Origin of the sequence: Rudaea sp., from assembly GCF_047601565.1 — a bacterium.
GTDB lineage: Bacteria > Pseudomonadota > Gammaproteobacteria > Xanthomonadales > Rhodanobacteraceae > Rudaea.
Window position 1 is genome coordinate 796,970 of sequence record NZ_JASGIY010000001.1, and the last position, 20,902, is coordinate 817,871.

At 65.1% G+C, this 20,902-nt stretch carries 18 protein-coding genes; all 18 read right to left on the bottom strand.

Going from position 1 to position 20,902, the window contains the following annotated elements; translation table 11 throughout:
• Window positions 1-86: 86 nt before the first annotated feature.
• The 18 genes from QM741_RS03390 to purL all read right to left on the bottom strand — a co-directional run bounded on the left by QM741_RS03390 (window position 87) and on the right by purL (window position 20,891).
• Entirely contained in the window at window positions 87-1,034 is a 948-nt protein-coding gene (locus QM741_RS03390) for a peptidylprolyl isomerase (RefSeq protein WP_415206330.1), read from the bottom strand.
• 140 nt (window positions 1,035-1,174) lie between these two features.
• A complete protein-coding gene (locus QM741_RS03395) occupies window positions 1,175-2,248 on the bottom strand; it encodes a hypothetical protein (RefSeq protein WP_415206331.1) in 1,074 nt (357 codons plus the stop codon).
• A 174-nt stretch (window positions 2,249-2,422) separates the two neighbouring features.
• Window positions 2,423-3,889, bottom strand: a complete 1,467-nt coding sequence (locus QM741_RS03400) for a hypothetical protein (RefSeq protein WP_415206332.1) — start codon at window positions 3,887-3,889, stop codon at window positions 2,423-2,425.
• A gap of 234 nt (window positions 3,890-4,123) precedes the next feature.
• Window positions 4,124-4,651 carry a hypothetical protein gene (locus QM741_RS03405; RefSeq protein ID WP_415206333.1) on the bottom strand — a complete coding sequence of 176 codons (528 nt, stop codon included), beginning with the start codon at window positions 4,649-4,651 and terminating at the stop codon, window positions 4,124-4,126.
• Window positions 4,652-4,659: 8 nt separating this feature from the next.
• Complete coding sequence (gene gspD / locus QM741_RS03410; protein WP_415206334.1) at window positions 4,660-7,002, bottom strand: type II secretion system secretin GspD; 2,343 nt, start codon at window positions 7,000-7,002, stop codon at window positions 4,660-4,662.
• A gap of 28 nt (window positions 7,003-7,030) precedes the next feature.
• On the bottom strand, window positions 7,031-7,408 hold the full coding sequence (locus QM741_RS03415; protein ID WP_415206335.1) for a hypothetical protein: 378 nt from the start codon (window positions 7,406-7,408) through the stop codon (window positions 7,031-7,033).
• Window positions 7,409-7,455: 47 nt separating this feature from the next.
• Complete coding sequence (locus tag QM741_RS03420) at window positions 7,456-8,205, bottom strand: hypothetical protein (RefSeq protein ID WP_415206336.1); 750 nt, start codon at window positions 8,203-8,205, stop codon at window positions 7,456-7,458.
• On the bottom strand, window positions 8,202-8,825 hold the full coding sequence (gspM, locus tag QM741_RS03425; RefSeq protein ID WP_415206337.1) for a type II secretion system protein GspM: 624 nt from the start codon (window positions 8,823-8,825) through the stop codon (window positions 8,202-8,204). Before gspM ends, QM741_RS03420 begins: the two co-directional genes overlap by 4 nt.
• A complete protein-coding gene (locus tag QM741_RS03430) occupies window positions 8,809-10,026 on the bottom strand; it encodes a PilN domain-containing protein (RefSeq protein ID WP_415206338.1) in 1,218 nt (405 codons plus the stop codon). The genes gspM and QM741_RS03430 overlap by 17 nt, the downstream gene beginning before the upstream one ends.
• Window positions 10,027-10,177: 151 nt before the next feature.
• Window positions 10,178-11,047 (bottom strand): general secretion pathway protein GspK, encoded by an 870-nt coding sequence (locus QM741_RS03435; protein WP_415206339.1) that lies wholly within the window; start codon window positions 11,045-11,047, stop codon window positions 10,178-10,180.
• A gap of 95 nt (window positions 11,048-11,142) precedes the next feature.
• Window positions 11,143-11,823, bottom strand: coding sequence for a prepilin-type N-terminal cleavage/methylation domain-containing protein (locus QM741_RS03440; protein ID WP_415206340.1), 681 nt, complete (start codon window positions 11,821-11,823; stop codon window positions 11,143-11,145).
• A gap of 70 nt (window positions 11,824-11,893) precedes the next feature.
• Window positions 11,894-12,376, bottom strand: coding sequence for a type II secretion system protein (locus QM741_RS03445; RefSeq protein ID WP_415206341.1), 483 nt, complete (start codon window positions 12,374-12,376; stop codon window positions 11,894-11,896).
• Window positions 12,373-12,828, bottom strand: a complete 456-nt coding sequence (locus QM741_RS03450) for a Tfp pilus assembly protein FimT/FimU (RefSeq protein WP_415206342.1) — start codon at window positions 12,826-12,828, stop codon at window positions 12,373-12,375. The genes QM741_RS03445 and QM741_RS03450 overlap by 4 nt, the downstream gene beginning before the upstream one ends.
• 39 nt (window positions 12,829-12,867) lie before the next feature.
• Entirely contained in the window at window positions 12,868-13,326 is a 459-nt protein-coding gene (gene gspG / locus QM741_RS03455) for a type II secretion system major pseudopilin GspG (RefSeq protein WP_415206343.1), read from the bottom strand.
• 9 nt (window positions 13,327-13,335) lie between these two features.
• Window positions 13,336-14,553 (bottom strand): type II secretion system inner membrane protein GspF, encoded by a 1,218-nt coding sequence (gene gspF, locus QM741_RS03460; protein ID WP_415206344.1) that lies wholly within the window; start codon window positions 14,551-14,553, stop codon window positions 13,336-13,338.
• Window positions 14,553-16,289 carry a type II secretion system ATPase GspE gene (gene gspE, locus QM741_RS03465; protein WP_415206345.1) on the bottom strand — a complete coding sequence of 579 codons (1,737 nt, stop codon included), beginning with the start codon at window positions 16,287-16,289 and terminating at the stop codon, window positions 14,553-14,555. Before gspE ends, gspF begins: the two co-directional genes overlap by 1 nt.
• A gap of 7 nt (window positions 16,290-16,296) precedes the next feature.
• A complete protein-coding gene (locus tag QM741_RS03470; protein ID WP_415206346.1) occupies window positions 16,297-17,031 on the bottom strand; it encodes an exosortase H-associated membrane protein in 735 nt (244 codons plus the stop codon).
• Window positions 16,989-20,891 (bottom strand): phosphoribosylformylglycinamidine synthase, encoded by a 3,903-nt coding sequence (gene purL / locus QM741_RS03475; RefSeq protein ID WP_415206347.1) that lies wholly within the window; start codon window positions 20,889-20,891, stop codon window positions 16,989-16,991. Before purL ends, QM741_RS03470 begins: the two co-directional genes overlap by 43 nt.
• Between the last annotated feature and the right edge of the window lie 11 nt (window positions 20,892-20,902).

Sequence of the window (20,902 nt, forward strand, 5' to 3'; positions counted from 1 at the left end):
CCTTCGCGGGAATGACGAGCATGGAGATACTTGAATCGAAACCGCGCCAACACGGAGAACTCCTTCCCCATGGAAAAAGGGCGGCCCTATTTGTTGGCGACACCGGATTGCGCCGCCTTGATCGCCTCGCTGAGGCTCGGCACCTCGTCGAGCTTGTAGCGCTGCTGGAACGCCTGGATGCCCTGCGGGTTCACGTTCGGCGTGCTTTGGTCGAGCTTGGCGACGAAGGCATCACGCTGTTCGGCGACGTAGTCGCTCTTCAGTTTGGCGATCAACTGGGCCTTGACCGCGTCGTAGTCCTGCTGTTTGGCCGGCTGTTTGTCGAGCAGCTTGAGAATGTGATAACCGAACATCGTCTTCACCGGCGGCGAAATCTCGCCGACCGTGTTCAGGTTCTTCGCCGCCGCGGCGAATTCCCTGGCCATTCGGTTGGAGGTGGCGCCGCGGATCATGCCGATATTGCTCGACTTGGACGGGTCCTCGGAATATTTCTGGATCAGATTGTCGAAGTCCGCCGGATTGGCCACTGCCTCGGCATGCACTTTGTCTGCCAGCTCCCTGGCTTCAGCGTCGGTGCGGTTCTTCGTCGAGATCAACACGTGCTTGACGTCGACGTTCTCCGGGGTCGCGTAGTCGACCTTGTGCGCGAGATATTGCTCCTTCGCCGCCGCCTCCATCGAGGGAATCTTCAATCCGGCCACGAAAGCGTCCAACCGCGCCTTGGCGAGAATCTGGTTGCGCGAGTAGGCGATCTCGGCCTGGATGTCCGGGTTCTGGTCGAGTTTCATCGTCTCGGCCTGATGGGCGAGTTGCTTGTCGCGCAGAATGCCGACCAGCATCTGCTGAACGCGCCTGGGGCTGCCGAGATAGCCGAGCCGGCGATCTTCCGGCATCTGCTGCAGGAAACCCTCGACGTCGCTCAGGGTCACCGCCGCATCGCCCTGTCGCACGATTTCTTCATTGCCATCCGCATGCACCGCGCCGCAGGTCAGGCACAGCAGTGCGAACGCCGCACCGTAAAACATTTTCGACATGGATTTGCCTCACAAAAACAAAGGCCGGAACGATCCGGCCTTTGAACATACATCGGGATCCGCAAACTCCGGCCGGGGCTTCGTTGCGTTCCGGCGGGAGCGCGCCGGAACAGCCCAACAAAGACCACGACGGGCGTGGTTTAGTTCGAGACGTACACCGTATAGGCCAGCAGCGACGTGGAGCACGTGTTCTTGCTGCCGCTATAGCAGAGGTAATTGCCCGACGTGTCCATATCGGTCATGTTGACGTAATACGTCGTGCCCACCTGCACCGTGCAACCGGAAGAAGTGCCGAATGCCAGACTGTTGGAACCTCCGCGGGTCAGCGAGCAAATCACGCCTGTCTGTCCACTGATCAGCGCGCCGGGTACCGTGCTCAGGGAAATGATGCCGCCGTCGCCATAGCTCGTGTTCGCGGACAACTGAACGGTACCCGTGGTCGTCGGCGTGAAAGCCAACGCGATGTAGGAACCGGAAGCGATCGTGAACGTCGGCGAATAGCCCGAATAGCCGAACTTCGGGAACGTCGTGCCGTTCAGCACGGTGCCGAGGTCGGTCAACGCACCGCTGTAGGTGTTGATCGGCCCCGGATAAACCGACATCGTACCGCTGCACTGGCGGGTCAAGGTTTTGCTGCCGACGGTTGCCGTCTGGGTGGCGGAACAACCGGTGGTGGTAGTCGACCCGGCAACGACCGTCAGCGCCACCGAAGCCGGCGAGAGCGTAACCGCCGTGTTGTATCCCGACGTGGCCGTCGTGCAGGTGGGCGTGAACGTGTCGGTGCCGGCCGTCGTCGGCGTGCCGGTCGTCACGCTGCCCGCGCCGTTGGCGGCGACACTGAGGCTGGTCGAGGAGACGGCAAGGGCCTCGGTACCGCTCGACGCACCGAACGTGCACGTCAGCGCGGCCGCCGAGCTGTTGGTGATGGTGATCGTTGGCGTACCCGACGAACCGAGTGTATACGTCGACGGAGAGATGGTCACGCTCGCAGCTGCGGTTTTGTTGCCGCTGGAACTCGTGTCGCAGCTGTCGCTGCCGGTGGCGGTTATGGTGCCATTGCCGCTATCGATCAGCGACGTGACGCTGAGGGTACAGTTGCCGACAGTGATCGTGACGGGACTCGAATAGGTGGTGGTGGTGATGGCATGAACGGGCGCCGTGGAAGCGAGCAACAGCACCGATGCAGTGGAACCGAGTTTTTTCAGCATATTCATCATATTTTTCTCACTACGCAGGAAATTTGGAAATCGTCGACAACGTGTTGTGGAAAACCGGGCGGTAGCGAAATGACGCCGTCAGTCCGTTGATTTCTTTTTATCCATGAAAAAAACAAAGGGGAGCAAGCTCCCCTTTGTTCGAGTTGCTGCTTGACGCCTGTCCTCAACCGGTCAGGAGCAAGCCGCCGTGCCGTTGGCGTACGCGCAGACGCGGTGCAGCTTGTGACGGAACAGCGCCGAGTAGTTCGACAGCACGCCGTCCACGTTGCCGTTGACCAAGTTGGCCACCCAGAAACCGGTGACCGGCAGGCCGCGGAACACGTTGGCACCGGCAGTGGTGTACGTCGCCGGCAGATAGTGCGTGCTGGTCGCCCCATCGTACAGGTCGATGCCCACCCAGCCGTTGTTGCTCGGAACCGGGATGTTGGTCGCCAGCACCGAGTCGAGCACGGCGCTTGCCACGCCCGGCTTGACGGTACCCTGGTTGAACGCGACGACCTGGGCCTCGTAGCACAGCGAATTGCCGTGGGTCGGGGACGGCGAGAAGTTCACCGTGCCGACCGGCGACTTTTCCTCGCGATCGTACGTGGCCAGGGTGATCGGGGCGCAGGACACGCCATCGAACACGGCGTCGAACGGCTGGTAGGCTACACCGCCAGTCTGGTCCGGATCGACATAGAAACGCTTGGTCGGGAACGTGACCACCCACTCGGAGTTGGCTGCGGTGCCGCCGGCGGTCCAGTACTCGTTGTAGATCCAGTCGGCCGTGAACAGCGAGCTGACCGCGTCGATACCCGCCGCGTAGGTCGTGGTGACCAAGGTCGGCGTGGTCGAGGACGGGCTCGGGGCGAACACGTAGCTCGTGGTCGACGTCGCCGAGGCGATCGACGGCTGCAACGAACCCGGCGCAGTGTGGTTGGCAATGACGTAGAACTGGTCGATCGCATCGGCCGCGTAGCCGCTGATCGTGCCACCCGGAACGTTGATGATCGCACCGTCGCCGAACAGGCCGCCGGTCGGCGCAGCGATGTCCGCGGTCGCGGAGGTCGCCCAGTAGCCGCCGTCGCCCCACGCCGCGTTGACCTTGGCGCAGTTGGCCGGAACGCCCGCACTATGGGTGATCGCCGCCAGGCTGCCGTCGTCCGTATTGACCACGGTGCCCATTTCGATCAGTTCGACGTAACCTTCGTTCGTGCGATCCACGTCGGTCGGGCCACCGTCGGTGTCTCCGATCGTGCCGTCGTAGGCGTAGGTCTGGAACGGATAGGCATTGGCCGCGCTACCCGTCGGAACGGTCGGGACCGTGCAGCTGTTGTCGTTGGTCCACACGCCGGCGCCGTCGCCGACCGGAACCACGCCCGCCGTCCACACGTCGTGCGGCGACAGATACAGGTTGAAGTCGAGCACTTCGCGGCTGTCGTACGCTTCGAGGAAGCGCACCTTGACGGCCTTGCCTTGCGCCGTCGTGTTGACGACGGTCAGCAGCGTGGTGTTGTCGCCACGAACGGTGTAGTAGGGGTAGATGAGGACTTGGCCGAGACCGTCCTGGTTCAGGTAGACGGCGCTTGCCATGTTGGAGATGCCTGCCACGCCGGCGATACCGGCGATGACGGCAGTCGTGAGACTGGTTCTTTTCATTACTAACTCCTTTCGGTCACAGGGCTTATGTTTTTGCCGGCCCGCCCATTCGTACCCCCTTTTGGGAAGTCCCGACGAGTCCAAGCAACAGCGCTCCAAGCTTACGACATTCAAACAACCTGTGCAACTCCCAAATCACAATTATTTTTCGGGGACCGAGGAGGGGCAAATCGTCGTTCCCGGGCCATGCGAAGCCCGGGCAGGGCGCAATAAGCGAAGCATGACGACGCTTCCCTAGTTCTTGTCCTGATCGCCGGCGGGCGGCGTCTGCGCGGGCGGAACGGATTGCGGCGCCTGCGCCGCCGGTTTGGCTTCGGCCTGCTCGGCAATACCCTTCGCGTCGACTTTCGATTTCGGCAGGAAATACCATTGCCCCTCGCTCAAGATCCATTTCTCGACGACGGCAGCCGGATACTCCATGTCGCTCGGGCGTTGCAGCACCGTTCCCGGCAACATGGAGACGACGGTGAGTTTGGCCGTGCACACGTCTTCCTCGCACTGCACGGCGTCGACCTTGGCCGATTTCCATTGCACGCGGGAAGTGGTGACGAAGGCGACGTATTGTTCGAGTGTGTGCGTGGAACGATAACCTGGACTCAGGTAATCGTAGGCCTTGACGGAGTGTTTCCCGGCAAGCAGTTCCCAGCGCTCGACTGCGCGCTGGCGCACGATCTCCGCCGGATCCTTCTTGCTGCATCCGACCGCAGCGAGCAGCGAGACGCCGATGCCGCAGGTGAGAATCAAGGTTTTCATTCTGTTCATGTTGTTCATCATTGTCTGGTTTTCTCGATCGACGTCGATTCGGAAGCGGGAAGCGGGGTGACGACCGCACCGTGCTCGTCGTCCTGCGTCGTCCCGGTTTTCTGCGTTTTCTGCTTTGCGCGCAACGGCGCGAGCGATTCGAACTTGTCCTGGTATTCCTGGGTGATCGTCTGCGCGTCCTCGGCGTTGTAGATCACGCGTGGCGTGATCAGCACGATGATCTCGGTGCGCGTGCGCGTGTTGTCCTGGGTCTTGAACAGGTTGCCGAGGACCGGCACGCTGCTGAGCAGCGGAACGCCGGTATCCGATTTGCTGTTGTCCTCGCGGATCAGGCCGCCCAAGAGCACGGTCTGCCCGCTCTGCACCGCGATCTGCGTGGTCAGGTCGCGCTGGCTGATCGGCGGGTTGGTGCCGGCCGTGGTCGCGCCCGGGGTGGTGATTTCTTGCGCCACGTCCATGTAGACCAGACCGCCCGGATTGACGCGCGGCGTGATCTGCAGCGTGGTGCCGGTGCTGACGTAGGAGGTCGAACCGACGGTGCTGCTGGTTCCGGTCGTCGTCGTCGTGCCGTAGAGGATCGAGGTGGTGGTGATCGGAATCTGGTCGCCGACGGTGATGCTGGCCTGCTGGTTGTTGAGCACGACCAGCGACGGCGCGGACAGCGTCTTCGCCGTGCCGCTGGTCTGCAGGCTGTTGATGGCGACCTGGAAGTTCTTATTGAGGAACGAGTAGAACAGACCCGCGCCGTTCGAGTTGGAAGGCAAGGCGGTGCCGCCGCCGCCGAGCGAGGAGCGATGCCGGTCGCCGAGGTTGCCGGTATACCCGGAACCGTAGGTGTAACCCGTACTCGCGTTCGAGGTGCCGGTGTTCTGGTTGATCAGGCCGTCGAACCACCATTGCACGCCAAGGCTGAGTTCGCCGGTCAGCTTCACCTCGAGCACCTTCGCCTCGATCTGCACCTGCAGCGGATGCACATCGAGACGGCGGATCGCGGCGAGAATGGAGTCGTATTCGCCCGGCGTGGCCATGACGAGCAACTGATTGTTCTCCTCGATCGGCGTGATGCGGATGTCGGTCTCCTTGTTGCTGCCTGCGAGCGGCGTACCGTTGCCCGTCGTGGTGAGGTTGGACGTGGGCTGACGCTGCTGGTTGTTGATGCTCATCGCGCCGCTGCCGATGCCGCTCGACAGCGAACCACCGATGTTGCTGCCGCGCAGGCCCGGCGCGGTGTTGCCGGAGTTGCTCTTCGTCGTGGTGCCGCTGCTCCTGCCGGTGAAGATCGCATTCAGGTGATCGGACAGGTCCACGGCCTTCACGTTCTTCACGTCGTAGACGTAGAGCTGGGTGCCGTTCTCGCCGACACCGAGGTCGAGGCGGTAGATCCATTCCTGCGCGCGCTTGAGGTAATCCGGCTGAGGCGTGATGACGACGATGGAGTTGGTGGCCTCCATCGAAATGAAGCGGAACATGCCGGCGACCGGCGTCTCGGCCTTGTCGCCGAACATCTTGTCGAGCTCGGGCATGAGCTTGGCGACTTCCATGTTGCGCAGGCCGATCACGCCGACCGACATGCCGCGCAACCAGTCGACGTCGAAGATGTTGATCGTGCGCTCGTAGTTCTGCAATTCGAAAGGCGTGCCCGCCATGACGATCATCGAGCGCGCGTTGTCCGCGGACACGATGGCCTCGGGCTTGGCGTAGGGCTTGAGCAGTTTCTCCATCTCCTTCGGCGCGATGTACTTGAGCGGAAACACGCGCACCTGATAGCCGGGCACGGCTTTCACCGCGTACAGGTTCGGGCTCAGGCTGCCGGCGACGGCATCCTTGATCGGCACGACTTCATAGCGCCCCTGCTTGCGCACGAGCGCGTTGTTCGTCCATGCGAGCAGCATCTCGAGGATCGGCATCGCCTGGTCGATGCCCACCGGCTTGGAACTGGAGAAGGTGACGTTGCCGGTCACCGCGGGCGAAACCGTGTAGTTCTCGTTGAGCAGGCCGCCGAGGATGTTCTGCACCACCGCCTGGATCGGCAGGTTCTCGAAGTTGAACGTGATTTCGCCCGAAGCCGCGGCCGCGCCGGCGGACTTCGGCACGCTCGCCGCAGCCGGATTGACGAACTGCCCCGTCCCCGGCGTCAACACGGAATCGGTGCGCGGTTTGGTGCCTTGCTGGATCGTGATCGGCTTGGTCTCGTCCGGCGGATGGTACGGCGGCACCGGCGCCGGGGGCTTGTCCGCACTGAGGTCGGCCGTGACGGCATCTTGCTTCATGCCGGGCAGGTTCGCGCAACCGGCGAGCAGGACCGGCAGCACGCACAGCGCCACGAGGGCAGGACGAAAAAGTAAGGTCACGTCGACACTCCTTCAGATGGCGGACCGGTCACTGGCCCGCGTTGTTCTCGGGCGAGCCTTGCAGCGCATTGCGCATCGCCGCCGCCCGCGCTTCCTCCTTCTCGCGCTGGGTGCCTTCGGCCTGGCGGGCACGGATATCCCGATACTTCTGCATCTCGGCCTGGGCGGCCGGATCCCTGCTCGGCGGAATGGGGGCGAACGAAACCCCCGGCGACGCTTGCGCGGGCGCGGCGGCGACGGGAGTCGCAGCCGCATGCGGCGGCAGCTTGTCCGGCGGGGGCGGGGGCGCGTCCTCTTGTACCGCGGCTTCCGCCACAGCCGCCTTCTCCGATGCCGGCCTGGATCGCCCGCAGCCGATCATGAGAAGCGCCACCGCGACGCACACACCGAAAAACATCGTTTTCATTGACATTGACATTGGCTTGGTACCTCTCGAACTCATTTTGATCTCGTTCACTGCTGTTGCGGCGGCGCTTCGGCCGACCGCCCCTGTTGCTGTTGCTCGCGTATCTGCTGCCGGCGCGCTTCGATGCGCTGTTGCAAATCGGTCGCCGCCGCCGCATCGGCCGCCGTCGCCGGCCCGGCGGCCGGCAGCATCGGCGGCGCCTGCCCCGGCTGTGGCGAAGTCTGCGCCGGCGGCTGGGCCGGCGCGGCGGGAGCGGCGTGCGTCGGCAACGGCGTGGGCTTTTGAGTCGTGGCGACGGGAATGAGTTCCACGGTCTCGCTCTCGCCGGCCGTGTTTTTGAACACGGCGCTGCGCGGCTTGATCTCGGCGAGACTCCACGCCGCCCATTCACCGGGCATCGCGCCGCCCTCCTTGACCGTCATCGAGGTTTCCTTGCCTTTCTCCTTGACCATCGCCAGGCGCGTCTTCGAGGTGATGATGACGCCGGCAAGCACGACATCGAGCTTGCGGACCGGCTTCGCCTCGCCCGGCGGCGCCTCGGGCGGCATCGGCGGCGTGGGCCTGCGGTCCTCGTTGAACAGCGGGCGGGCGGTGATTTCGGCGAAATTGTCCCAGCCGCCGAGCCGGAACTGGGCATTGGCGAATTTTTTCTGGCTCGCGGCCGAATCGGGCGGATCGAGCGGCCACCAGCCGTAACCGCGGCCGACGCCGAACCAGAACAGCACGATGAGGAGCAGCATGCACGCGGCGAAACCCGCCAGGGCCAGACTCAGGCCACGTGCGACGCGCAGGTTCATTTGTCCCCCTTCGCGTTGCCGGGCTGGCGCAGGAAACCGGAGAGCATGAACTGGGCGTTGACCAGGGTCGCGGCGGGGGCGGCCGCCTTGCCGCCGGTGCCGGGCATCGGCTGGCGGAACATCACGAGCCGGTCGACGAACAGGTACGGGTTGCTCGCCTCGAGCGCGTAGAGCACCTTCGAAAACGTCTCGGCCTGGCAACTCAGGTTGACGTTGGCCGAGACGCGCAGATACACCTCCGGCGCATGGATGCTGATCGGCGAAATGCCGCTGATCGTGCAGCGTCCGTTCGGGTCGCGATACTCTTCGACCGCGTGCTTGACCCGTTCGGACAGGTCCGAGAACGCGCTCGTCGCATCGGCGTCGTTGAGGAAGGCCTGGTTTTCCTGCTCGAGCCCGGCAACATCCTTGAGCTGCCGCTCGATCACCGGCTTGCTCTGGATCAGCTCGGCGAAATGATATTGCTGATCCTTCAGGTCGTAGTACTGCTCGCGCATCGCCAGGTACGGCGATATCAGCCACCAGTGCACGCACAGCAGGTAGACCAGCAGCAGCGCGATCAGCAACAGGGTCACGGCGAGAAAGCGCTGGCTGCGCGCGGACTCAGGCAGCAGGCGCATCGGCGGCCTCCGCGGGCTTCTTCGCATTCTTGTCGCCCGGCTTGCTGGCATCCTTGTCGGGCGCCTCGGGCTCGGGCTGCCTGTGCAGCTGGAAATTCATCGTGAACCGGTCTTTCTTGGTACGCACGTCGGGCTGCACCGTGCCGATGAAGGCGGCGTTGTCGAGCATTTCTGACTTCTGCAGACCCTCGATCAGCTTGTTGGCGTTGCCGCTTTGGCCCTGCACTTCGACCTTGCCTTTTTCGTCGACGGTCAGGCGTTCGAGGAAGGTATCGTCCGGCAGGCGTTTGGTCAGGTCGGCGAGCATCGCCGTCATCGGCGTCGTGTCGCGCTTGAGCCGGTACAGGTAACTGGCCGAACTGGTGTTGTCCTTGAGCCGCCTGGCCAGAACCGCGGTCTGTTTCGCCTCCCCCTTGGCCTTTTCGACCTCGGCGCTCATGGCATCGAGGCCGGCCTGGCGGTTATTGAGGAACAGCAGGCCGGCGACGACGAACAGCACTGCCGCCGCCGCGCCCAGCGCAAGATTGAGGCGCAGGCGCTGGTTGACGCGCTTGACGCGCCGCTCCGGCGGCAGCAGGTTGAGCCCCGCGCGACCGCCATTCGGCGTGCCGCGCCAGCAATCGACCCCATCGAGCGCGATGCCGATGCCGGCCAGTGCGGTCAGCTCGCCGTCGATCTGCGCGCGCGGCACGACGTGCAGTTCGACGCGCAGGGTCTTGGCCGTCGCATCGCGCTGGACGATGCGGTAGTCGAAGAACACCTGGTCGGCCTTGAATGGCGTCTGCCGGTCCATTTCGAACGCGAGCACCTGGCGCAGCTTGTCCTCGGCCGCGACCGGCAGGGTCAATTCGCGCCGCAGCGCGCGCTGCGGCGCGATGCAGTAAAACACGCGCAGGCCGGGATCGTCGATGCGGTCGCGCAAACGCAGGAATTCGTTGCGCTGGTCCTCGACCGCCGCGTCGCGCGCAATGCGGCCGTATTCGCTGCAGCGTCCGCCCGACTGGCGCCAGACGTCCAGTTGGCCGGGCTTCGCATCGACCAGCAGTTCCTGCGCGCCTTCGGCAAACAACGCGCGCCAGCGCTGCGGCAGCATGCCGGTCAACTCGCGCATCCACCATGCGAAGAACTTCGGCAGGCCGCTGTTCGCATAGCGCAGACGCAGGCGTGCGAGTTGGACGTCGATGGTGGAGATGACACTCATGGAGAAAATGACTGGAACGGCGAATGGGATATCTGCTTGTTGCGATTCACGACGCGATACGCGGCATCAAAGACTCCGCGACAGGGGATAAGTTCTCGAAATGTAACGAAAGGCAACGGAAATGACGGCAGGCACATGCCGCGCGCCCGCATCAGGACGCTTCTCCGTCGCGCCAGCGCAATACCGTGTAAGGCCTCCCCGACGAACTCATTCCGCCCGCACGAACGGTGGCGTCGAGGGTGATGCTGACGCCGTTGGAGAGGGTCGCCTTGGACTTGATACTATACGTGAGACTGCCGCCCGAGGCCATGATCGAAGCGCCGCCGGGCAGTGCCAGACCCTGAATCGCGCCGGCGGTTCCGGGCGGCTGCGACTGACGGACTGCGATGATCTGCTGGGCCAGTTGCGCGGTCATGCCCGGAATCGCCATGAGCGCCTCGTAAGGCGCATAGGCCGCGTTGGGCGTGCGCGCGCCCGAGTAGACCGTGATCGCAGGCTCGATCCGCTTGAAGATCTCGTAGTTCATGCCGAGCACCTGCTGCACTTCGGACACGGTCTGGAACGGCGCATTGGTCGGCCCGTAATCGAGGCCGGCGGCGGCGTACTGCGGCGCTTCGGCACCGTGCGGACGCACTTGCGAATCCGCGTCGCGCCAGTCCTGGATCGCGTCGGACAGCGCATCGGCCGCATCGAGGTCCAAGCCGATCGACTGGAACAGGGTCGTCAAGGTCAGGCTGTCGGCGACGTTGAGGTCGATCTTGCCCGACTCGTTGGTGATCTCCACATGCACCGTCGCGCCTTCGTACGGGAATTCGTAGGGGCGCCCGTCCGCCACCCAGCGTTGCTGCGAATCGGGATTGCGCAACTGGAACAGCGCCAGCTCGATGCCGGCGATCGCATCGTAGCGCGCCGTCGTTGCGTCGAACAGATGGCGCGATTCGAGATTCTCGGTACGCGCGATCAGGGCGAAACTGCCGAGCAGCACGGCCATCAGGGCGATGACCCACATGACCAGGATCAAGGCGACGCCTCGCTCCCGGTCCGGACAACGCCTGCCAGGAACTGCGGCCGCGGATGGCCGTTGCTCTGTTCCCTTGGTCGGGGAAGAATGCGCGATCATCGGGCCAGCCCCATCGGGCCGGCCCGCCGCGCGCCGACGTCCATCATCAGCGGTATCGTCATCTGCGGCCATGGGACCCGGGCGCCATTCGCAAGCTGCAGGTCCAGGCGCACGAGCAAGGGCGTCGTGCCCGAGTCCTGCCAGTTCTCGCCCCAGTTCATGAGCTCGCCCTGCGGGTCGAGTCCGCGATAACGGAACGTGCCGTCCTCGATGTGATCGAGCAAGACCACGGTCGACCCGTCATCCGGCCCGTTCTTGCCCTTGCCGAAGCCGTTGAGCAGCGTGCTCGTGAAGACGAGCTGCAGGCCGTCGTCGCCCGGCGTCAACGCCAGCGTCTGCACGTAGGCGCCCCCGCGCGAAAGGTAGCCGGGCATCGGTGCGACGAAGCGCATGAACTTGCCGTCGCCCTGGAACACCTCGACTTTCGTTCCGTCCTGGGCGTACGGAAACGGCAGGATGCGCGAAATCTGGTGGCGCAGGAATTCCTGCACCGTGCGCACCTTGTCGACGCGTTCGATGATCGCCTCGCCCGAGCGCATGCTGTGCCGGGCCGAAGTGATGCCGCTGTAGGCGCCCGCCAGCAACAGCGCCAGCAGCAGGATGGCCAGCATCACTTCGAGCAGGCTGAATCCATCGCTTCCATGAAGTACGTATAGCGTGCGCGGTGCGACGATCACTCCCCCTCCCCCGCGTGCGCGAGAGGGCAACGGGTGAGCGGGGTCGACCCAAGTGATCGGCCTGCCCATGTCAACCGAACCCCGGCGGCTGGCCCGACGGCAATTGACCGCCCGCCTTCGGCGGCGTCATCGAGCGCAGCGTGACGAAACGGGCGTGGTGTTGCAGGTACTGGTTTCCCCAGCTCACGACCAACTCGAGCTGGAACAATTCGGCTTGACCGGGCGCGGCCAATGCCGGCGCCATCGTCGATCCCGCGGCGATCTGCGGCTGGTAGCGCACGACGTTGAGCTGCCAATGGTAGGTATCGTCGAAATCGCCGCTGCTGCCGCCTTCCCTGAGCGGTTCGCCGATGCCCTGCGCATCGAGCAGCGACTGCGCGTACAACGCGGCCTGCGTTGCCTGCTGAGCCTGCCGCGTGGTGTGGATGGCGTCGCCGAGCACTTCCAGCAGGATGCCGAAGCCGAGCGCGAAGATGACGAATGCCGCGATCAGCTCGACCAAGGTGAAGCCGCCTTGGCGACGCAGCATAGCGTTGCACGATTCGGCGTTCATCTCTGCAATTCCTCACGCGTGATCGCGCCGGTCAGCCAGTCGACGTTGATGCGCCATTCCACGCGCTCCATGAGCACGGAAACGTGGCCGCCGGTCGAAGCGCCGTCGGCGAAGAAACGGATGCGGCCCGAGGTTTCGCTCGTGATTTCTTGATCGGCCGTGAACATCGTCACGTGCATGTTTTTCGGCAATTGCACCGAGGGCCGGCCAGGCCCGCGATAGCTGTTATTGGCGAGATCGAGGTCGAACGTGGTTTCCTTGCCCTTGACGATGGCCTGACCGCGCGTATAGCGCAGCGCGGCGACCATGTCGCGCGTCGCCGCCTGGATCTTCGCGCCGCTCATGCTCTTCGAGAACGAGATCGAAACCGCACCGATCGCAAGCGCGATCAGGAACACCACCGCGATGATCTCGATCAGGCTGAAGCCCCGCGATGAGCGCGCGCCATTCATTCTGGAAACGTCATCGCACGAGCGGCTCGCCGCCGATCGTTACTGCCAATTGCCGACGTCCCGGTTCAGGCCGTCGCCGCCGGGCTGGCCGTCCTTGCCGAGGAAGGTCAGGTCGAAATCACGGCCGTCATCGCCGGGCGCCTTGTACAGGAACGCATGGCCGAACGGATCCTTGAGCGCGGACTCGGTCGCGTAGGGACCGTTCCAATTGGTCGCGTTGCTCGGCCGGGTGACGAGGTCGGCGAGGTTGGCCGGCGGCCCGCCGTTGTCGAGCGCATAGTTCTCGATCTTGGTCGCCAGCGAGCGCATCTGCGCGATGCCGGCATTGACCTTGCCGCGGTTGATGCTGTCGCCCACGCGGTTGGCGACCACGCCCATGACGATGCCGATCAGCACGAGCACGGCAATCATCTCGATCAGGGTGAAGCCCGCGCTGCGCATCACGTTCGCCGGCATTTCGCGGCGCGCGACGGCAGGTACAGAATTATACTTTTTCATGGCCATTTCTCACTGGATGGAACTGCTCAAGCTCAGGATCGGCAACAGGATCGCCATCATGATGACCGCCACCATGCCGGTCATCGCCACCGTCAGCACGGGGACGAGCGCGGCGAGCATGCGATCGACCGTATTCTTCGCCTCGACGTCGAACGTGTCGGCGATCTTCATCATCATCGTGTCGAGCTCGCCCGACTCCTCACCGACCGAGATCATCTGCGTCGCGAGCTTCGGGAATCGTTTGCTCTGGCCCAGCGAATGCGCGAGGCCGCCGCCGGTTTTCACGTCCTCGGTCGCCTTGTCGACCGACTCGGCCAGAGCCGAATTGCCGAGCACGTTGCGCGCGATCGACAGCGCCGTAAGCAATGGAACGCCGTTCTTGAGCAAAGTTCCCAGCGTGCGCGCGAGGCGCGCCGTTTCGAGCTTGGCGACCAGCGGCCCGACCACGCGCATGCCGAGCAGGCGGGTATCCCAGGCGAGCTTCTTCTCCGGATCGGCCAGGCGCTTGCGGACCGCTGCCACGCCGAAGACGACGGCAAGGATCATTGCCCACCACCAGTCCTGCAGCAACGTGCCGACGAACAGCGTGACCTTGGTGATCAGCGGTAGTTCGACGTTCATGTCGCGGAACATTGGCAGGAACTGCGGTACGACGACTGTCAGCAGGACGAACAACGCGGCGAACACCATCACCACCAGGATAGCCGGATAGATCAGCGCGTTGACCACGCTTTCCTTGAGCGACTTGGCGCGTTCGAGGTAGTCGGCGAGGCGCGTCAGCGTGGAGTCGAGCGAACCGCCGACTTCGCCCGCCCGCACCATGTTCACGTACAGGCGCGTGAACACGCCCGGCTCGGCCTCGAGCGCCTCCGACAGCGGCGCGCCGCTGCGCACATGGTCACGGATGCGCTCGACGATGCGCCTGGCCTTTTCGCTTTCGGGCAGTTCCAGAAGGATCTGCAATGCGCGATCGAGCGGCTGGCCGGCGCCGAGCAGGGTCGCGAGCTGCTGGGTGAACTGCAGCACCTGGGTCTGGCTCATCGCCTCGCGCTTGAACAGAGCCGCGAGGCCACCGCCGCCCGTCGCGCCATCGGCCGCGAACACCTCGAGCGGAATGTTGCCCGCATCCTGGATCTTGGAGATGGCCTCGCTTTCCGAGACGACGTCGTACTGGCCTTCGACGATCTCGCCGGCCGACGTGACGGCTTTGTAGCGGAACAGCGCCATCAGCTTTCCGAGGTCACGCGCAGCACTTCCTCGATCGTCGTCTGCCCTTGCAGCGATTTGACCAGGCCATCCTCGTACATGGTGCGCATGCCCTCGGCGCGCGCCTGCTCCTCGAGCTTGGTCATGTCGGCGTGCTGCATGACGAGGCGGCGCAGCGGCTCGCTCATGACGAGGAATTCCATGATCGTAGTGCGTCCGTGATAACCGGTCGACGACAGCGGCGACGGCACCGGCTTGTACAGTTCGATCCTGCCCTCCGGCTGGAAGCGGCGCAGGCCGAACTCCTCGATTACCTCGGGCATGGCCTCGTACTTGTGCGCATGCTCGATATCGAGCCGGCGCACGAGGCGCTGCGCGAGCACACCGTTCACGGTGGAGGTGAGCAGATAGTCTTCGACGCCCATATCGAGCATGCGCGTCACCGCGCCGGCGGCATTGTTCGTATGCAGCGTCGACAACACCAAGTGGCCGGTCAGCGCGGACTGGATCGCGATCTTCGCGGTCTCCAGGTCGCGCATTTCGCCGATCATGATGATGTCCGGGTCCTGGCGCACGATCGAGCGCAGCGCATGGCTGAAGTCGAGGCCGATCTGCGGCTTGGCCTGGATCTGGTTGATGCCCTCGATCTGGTATTCGACCGGATCCTCGACCGTGATGATCTTGACGTCCGGCGTATTGAGCTTGGACAACGCCGTGTACAGCGTCGTCGTCTTGCCCGAGCCGGTCGGGCCGGTGACGAGCATGATGCCGTGCGGCAGTTCGAGCACCTTGAGGAATTTCGGCAGGAACTCGTCGGTGAAGCCGAGCTTGTGGAAATCGAACACGACCGATTCGCGGTCGAGGATACGCATGACCACCGACTCGCCGAAGCTGGTCGGCACGGTCGACACGCGCAGGTCGAGCTCCTTGCCCTGCACGCGCAGCGGGATGCGTCCGTCCTGCGGCAGGCGGCGCTCGGCGATGTTGAGCTTGGCCATGATCTTGACGCGCGAAATTACTGCTGCGGTCGACGCCGCCGGCGGCGACTCGGCCTCGAGCAGCACGCCGTCGATGCGGTAGCGGACCTTGAGACGGCTCTCGAACGGCTCGATGTGCACGTCGGAGGCGCGCTGCTCGACCGCGCGCTGGATGATCAGGTTGACCAGGCGAATGACCGGCGCCTCGGAGGCGAGATCGCGCAGATGCTCGATGTCGTCCTCGCTGCGCGTCGCGTCCTCGGACAGGCTCTCGACGATCGAACCCATCGCCGAGCGGCCCTGGCCGTAGTAACGCTCGATCAGGTCGTCGATCTCGGAGCGGAAGCCGACTTTGACTTCGGCCGTCTTGCCGGTCGCCAGTTGTACCGCCTGGATGGGATATTCCTCGGCCGGATCGGCGACGACCCAAGTGATTTTGTCGTCGGTTTCGCCGATCGGTGCGATATGGTGCTGTTTGAGGAAACGGATCGACATGGCCACGTTCTGCGGCGGCGCGTCGGGAAACTCCTTCGCGGTGACCAGCGGCAGGCCCATCACCTCGGACAGCGCATCGCCCATCTCGCGCTCGGAGACGAGGCCCAGGCGCGTCAGCAGCGGCACGAGATTGCCTTCGCCGTTCTCCTCGAGCAAGCGCCGCGCGCGCGCGAGGTCGTTCTCCTTCAGGCGGCCGCGGCCGACGAGGTACGCGCAGATGCGCTCGTCGAGCGACTCGTTCTGATCCTGCCTCGGCGGATCCGGCAATGGCTGTACGGCGGACATGGTCGATTCATTCCCCTGGCTGCGGCGCTTCGACCGCGTTCGCGCGATTAGGTTCCGCTGCCGCAGCGGCCGACGGGCGCGTCAATTCCTCGATGAACGCGCGGTTGAACAGGATCCACAACACCGCCGGCACGAGCGGCGGCAGGATCAGATATCCGAACTGGTAGGCCAGCGCGATCAGCTCCGTCGAATAGCCCAGTTCGTGCATCTTCGCCGTGCCTTCGGGCAATTGCAAACCGAGTACCTTGAACGCCTCGGCGACGACGCCGAAAGACTGGGTCAGCCAGAGCACGACGAGGCCCGTGACGATCTGCACCGCGCGCCGCCACGTTTCCAGCGGCGTCGCCATGACGAGGCCGGCGAACAGCGGCACGCTGTAACCGTAGATCATCGGGTTGAGGGCGAAGTCGAAGAACGCGAACTTCGGCGCGCCGTCCTTCACCGCGTTGTAGAGGACGTTGGTGTCGACCTGCATCCAGTCGCCGTGGTGCGCGAGGAGCTGCCCGGTCGCCTGGTTGATCTCGTCGGCGCCGGCGACGACGTCGAGAAACAGATGCGGCCAGAAGTGCAGCAACGTCGCCTTGGCGATCTGCACCACAGGCCAGGCGAACTGGGCGCGCAGCGAGAACCAGAGGAAGAACGCCGCGGGCAGCCACAGCGCGCCGATCAGCAGAAAACGGTAGATCGGCGAATCGCGCATCAACGCGTCCACACGCGCGCGTTGCGGAACATGCGCATCCATGGCGAATCCTCGCCCCATTCGCGCGGCGCCCACGACATCTGCACCGTACGGAACACGCGTTCGGGATGCGGCATCAGCGCGGTGACGCGGCCGTCCGCCGCGGTGATGCCGGCGATGCCGCCCGGCGAGCCGTTCGGGTTGAGCGGATACGCTTCGGTCGCGCGGCCGTAGTGGTCGGCGTAGCGCAGGCTCACCGCCGTGCGCCGCGCGTCGCCGCCTTTCGCGAACTCGGCGCGCCCCTCGCCGTGCGCGACCGCGATCGGGATGCGCGAACCGGCCATGCCTTTGAAGAACAGCGAAGGCGAATCGACGACTTCGAGCGTGACCAGGCGCGCCTCGTATTGTTCGGACGTGTTGCGCTCGAAGCTCGGCCACGGTTCGGCGCCCGGGATGATTTCCTTGAGCGCCGCGAGCATCTGGCAGCCGTTGCAGACGCCGAGCGCGAACTTGGTCGGGTCGGCGAAGAACGCGGCGAATTCGTCGCGCAGTTTCGCATTGAACAGGATCGAGGTCGCCCAGCCGCGGCCCGCGCCGAGCACGTCGCCGTAGGAGAAGCCGCCGCACGCGGCGAAGCCGCGGAAATCGGCGAGCTTGTGACGACCGGATTGCAGGTCGCTCATATGCACGTCGTAGGCATCGAAGCCCGCACGCGTGAACGCGGCGGCCATCTCGACCTGGCCGTTGACGCCCTGCTCGCGCAGGATCGCGATCTTCGGCCGCGCGCCGGCGGCGATGTACGGCGCGGCGACGTCGTCGGCCGGATTGAACGTCAGCTTCGGCATGATGCCGGGGTCGGAATCGTCGCTGCGCAAGCCATCCTCGTCGCGCGCGCTTTGCGGGTTGTCGCGGCGCGCGGCCATCTGGTAGCTGGTCTCCGACCACGCGCTCATCAGGTCTTCCCACGGCCAGCGCGCGATGCGCTCGCCGCCGAGCCAGAGCTTCACGCGCTTGCGCTTGTGCGGCACGCCGCAGAAATTCGCCAGCTTGTCGAGTTCGTGCTCGGCGAGCAGCGCAAGGAAAGCCTCGCGATCGCTCTTGCGGATCTGGACGACGGCGCCGAGTTCCTCGGAGAACAACGACGACAGGATGGCCTCGCCCCAGCCGTTCATTTCGACGTCGAGGCCGCAGTGTCCGGCGAGCGCCATCTCGATCAGGGTGACGAGCACGCCGCCGTCGGCACGGTCGTGATAGGCGAGCAAGAGGCCCTTCGCGTTCGCCGCCTGGACCGCGGCGAAGAAATTCTTCAGCCGCTGCGGATCGTCGACGTCGGCCGGCAGGCCGCCGCCGCGGTTGTAGACCTGGGCGAGCATCGAGCCGCCGAGCCGATTCTTGCGCGCGCCGAGGTCGATCAGCCACAACTCGGTCTCGCCCGCGTCCATGCGCAACTGCGGCGTCAGCGACTGGCGCACGTCGGTCACGCGCGCGAAGCCGGTGACGTTGAGCGACACCGGCGAAACGGTTTTCTGCTTGCGCCCGTCGAGCTGCCAGACCGTCGCCATCGACAACGAATCCTTGCCGACCGGAATCGAGATGCCGAGCGCGGGACACAATTCCATGCCGACCGCCCGCACCGCGTCGAACAATGCCGCATCCTCGCCGGGCACGGCGACCGCGGCCATCCAGTTGGCGGAAAGACGGATCTCACCGATGTCCGCAACGGCACCACTTGCAGCGAGGTTGGTGATCGCCTCGCCGACCGCAAGCCGCGCCGAGGCCGGCGCCGACAACACTGCGACCGGCACGCGCTCGCCCATCGCCATCGCCTCGCCCGCGTAGCCCTCGAAATCGGTCAGCGTCACCGCGCAGTCGGCCACCGGCACCTGCCACGGGCCGACCATCGGGTCGCGCGCGCAGAGGCCACCGACCGTGCGGTCGCCGATCGTGACGAGGAACGACTTCGAGCCCACCGCCGGCGCGCGCAGCACGCGCTGCAACGCATCTTCGAGTGCGATGCCGTCGAGGTCGGGCACGATGTCCAGGCGCGCCGGCTTGCGCTTCGCCTCGCGCTGCATCTTCGGCGGCTTGCCGAACAGGACGTCCATCGGAAGGTCGATCGGGAGAGGCCGCGATTCGTGATTCGTGATTCGTGATTCGGCAGAGCCGGCAGCGGAAGTCGCATCGTCGGCGAGAACGAGCCGCCGATCCTCGGTGACTTCGCCGACGACCGCGAACGGGCAACGCTCGCGCTCGCACAGCGCGGTGAAGCGTTCGACGTCGGCCGCACGCAGGCCGAGCACGTAGCGCTCCTGCGATTCGTTGCACCAGATCTGCATCGGCGACAGCGACGGATCGGCGCTCGGAATGCGGCGCAATTCGATGCGTCCGCCGACGTGCGAGTCGTTGAGGATCTCCGGGATCGCATTCGACAGGCCGCCCGCGCCGACGTCGTGAATGCTGACGATGGGATTGGCCTCGCCGAGCGCCCAGCAACGATCGATCACTTCCTGGCAGCGCCGCTCCATCTCGGCGTTGTCGCGCTGCACCGAGGCGAAGTCGAGCGCTTCGGACGAATCGCCGCCGGCGAGCGAGGACGCCGCGCCGCCGCCGAGGCCGATCAGCATCGCCGGCCCTCCGAGCACGACGATCGCATCGCCCGGCCGCAGGCTGCCCTTTTCCACGTCGGGCAGGCGCATGTTCGCCAAACCGCCCGCGATCATGATCGGCTTGTCGAAGCCGCGCCGGTAGCTCGGATCGCTCGTCTCCTGCTCGAACGTGCGGAAATAGCCGCCGAGGCAGGGCCGGCCGAACTCGTTGTTGAACGCCGCGGCGCCGATCGGCGCGTCGCGCATGATCTCGAACGCGCTCGCCATGCGCGGCGGCAGCGGGCGCTCCTTCTCCCACGGCCGCGGCAGATCGGGAATGCGCAGGTACGAGGTCGCGTAGCCGACGAGGCCGGCCTTCGGCTTGGCGCCGCGTCCGGTCGCGCCCTCGTCGCGGATCTCGCCGCCCGCGCCGGTCGCCGCTCCGGACAGCGGCGCGATCGCGGTCGGATGGTTGTGCGTCTCCACCTTGATCGCATAGGGCACGGCTTCGTTCGTCGCGGCGAAACGGCCGTCTTCGCGCGGGAAGAAACGCGCCGCGGCGCTGCCCTCGATCACCGCCGCATTGTCCTTGTACGCGGACAGCGTGTGCGCCGGCGCGAGCCGGTGCGTGTTCTTGATCATCGCGAACAGCGAGCGATCCTGCGGCTTGCCGTCGATCGTCCAGCTCGCGTTGAACACCTTGTGCCGGCAATGCTCGGAGTTCGCCTGCGCGAACATCATCAGTTCGACGTCGGTCGGATCGCGACCGAGTTCGCCGTAGCGCGCGATGAGGTATTCGATCTCGTCGGGCGCCAGCGCAAGGCCGAGGCGCGCGTTCGCTTCGTTCAAAGCCAATGCCGGATTGGCGCCGAGCGCGATGCGTTCGAGCGGCGCCGGTGCGCCCGCGCGGAACAGCGCGGCGGCCTCGTCGAGCGTGGCCAGCACGGACTGCGTCATCGGATCGTGCAGCGCCTGCGCGAGTTTCTGCCACTGCGTGGAACCCGGCATCGGCGGTCTGTCGACCATGAACGCGACGCCGCGCTCGACGCGGTCCACGCCGATGCCGCAGCCGCGCAGGATTTCGGTCGCCTTGCTCGACCACGGCGACTGCGTGCCCAGGCGCGGCACCACCCACAGCGTCGCGTTCTTCGCCGGCGCGTGCTGCGCGCGCAGCACGCGGCAGAGCGCGTCGCGGTCGATCTTTTCGTCGGCGCCGTCGACGAAATAGACATGGCGCGCCGCACCGACGCGGAAGTCGGGCAGCGCGCGGTTCAATTCATGGTTGAGACGCTCGAGGCGAAACGCCGAAAGGGCCGGTTGCCCATCGAAAACCAACATGGCGCGCATCG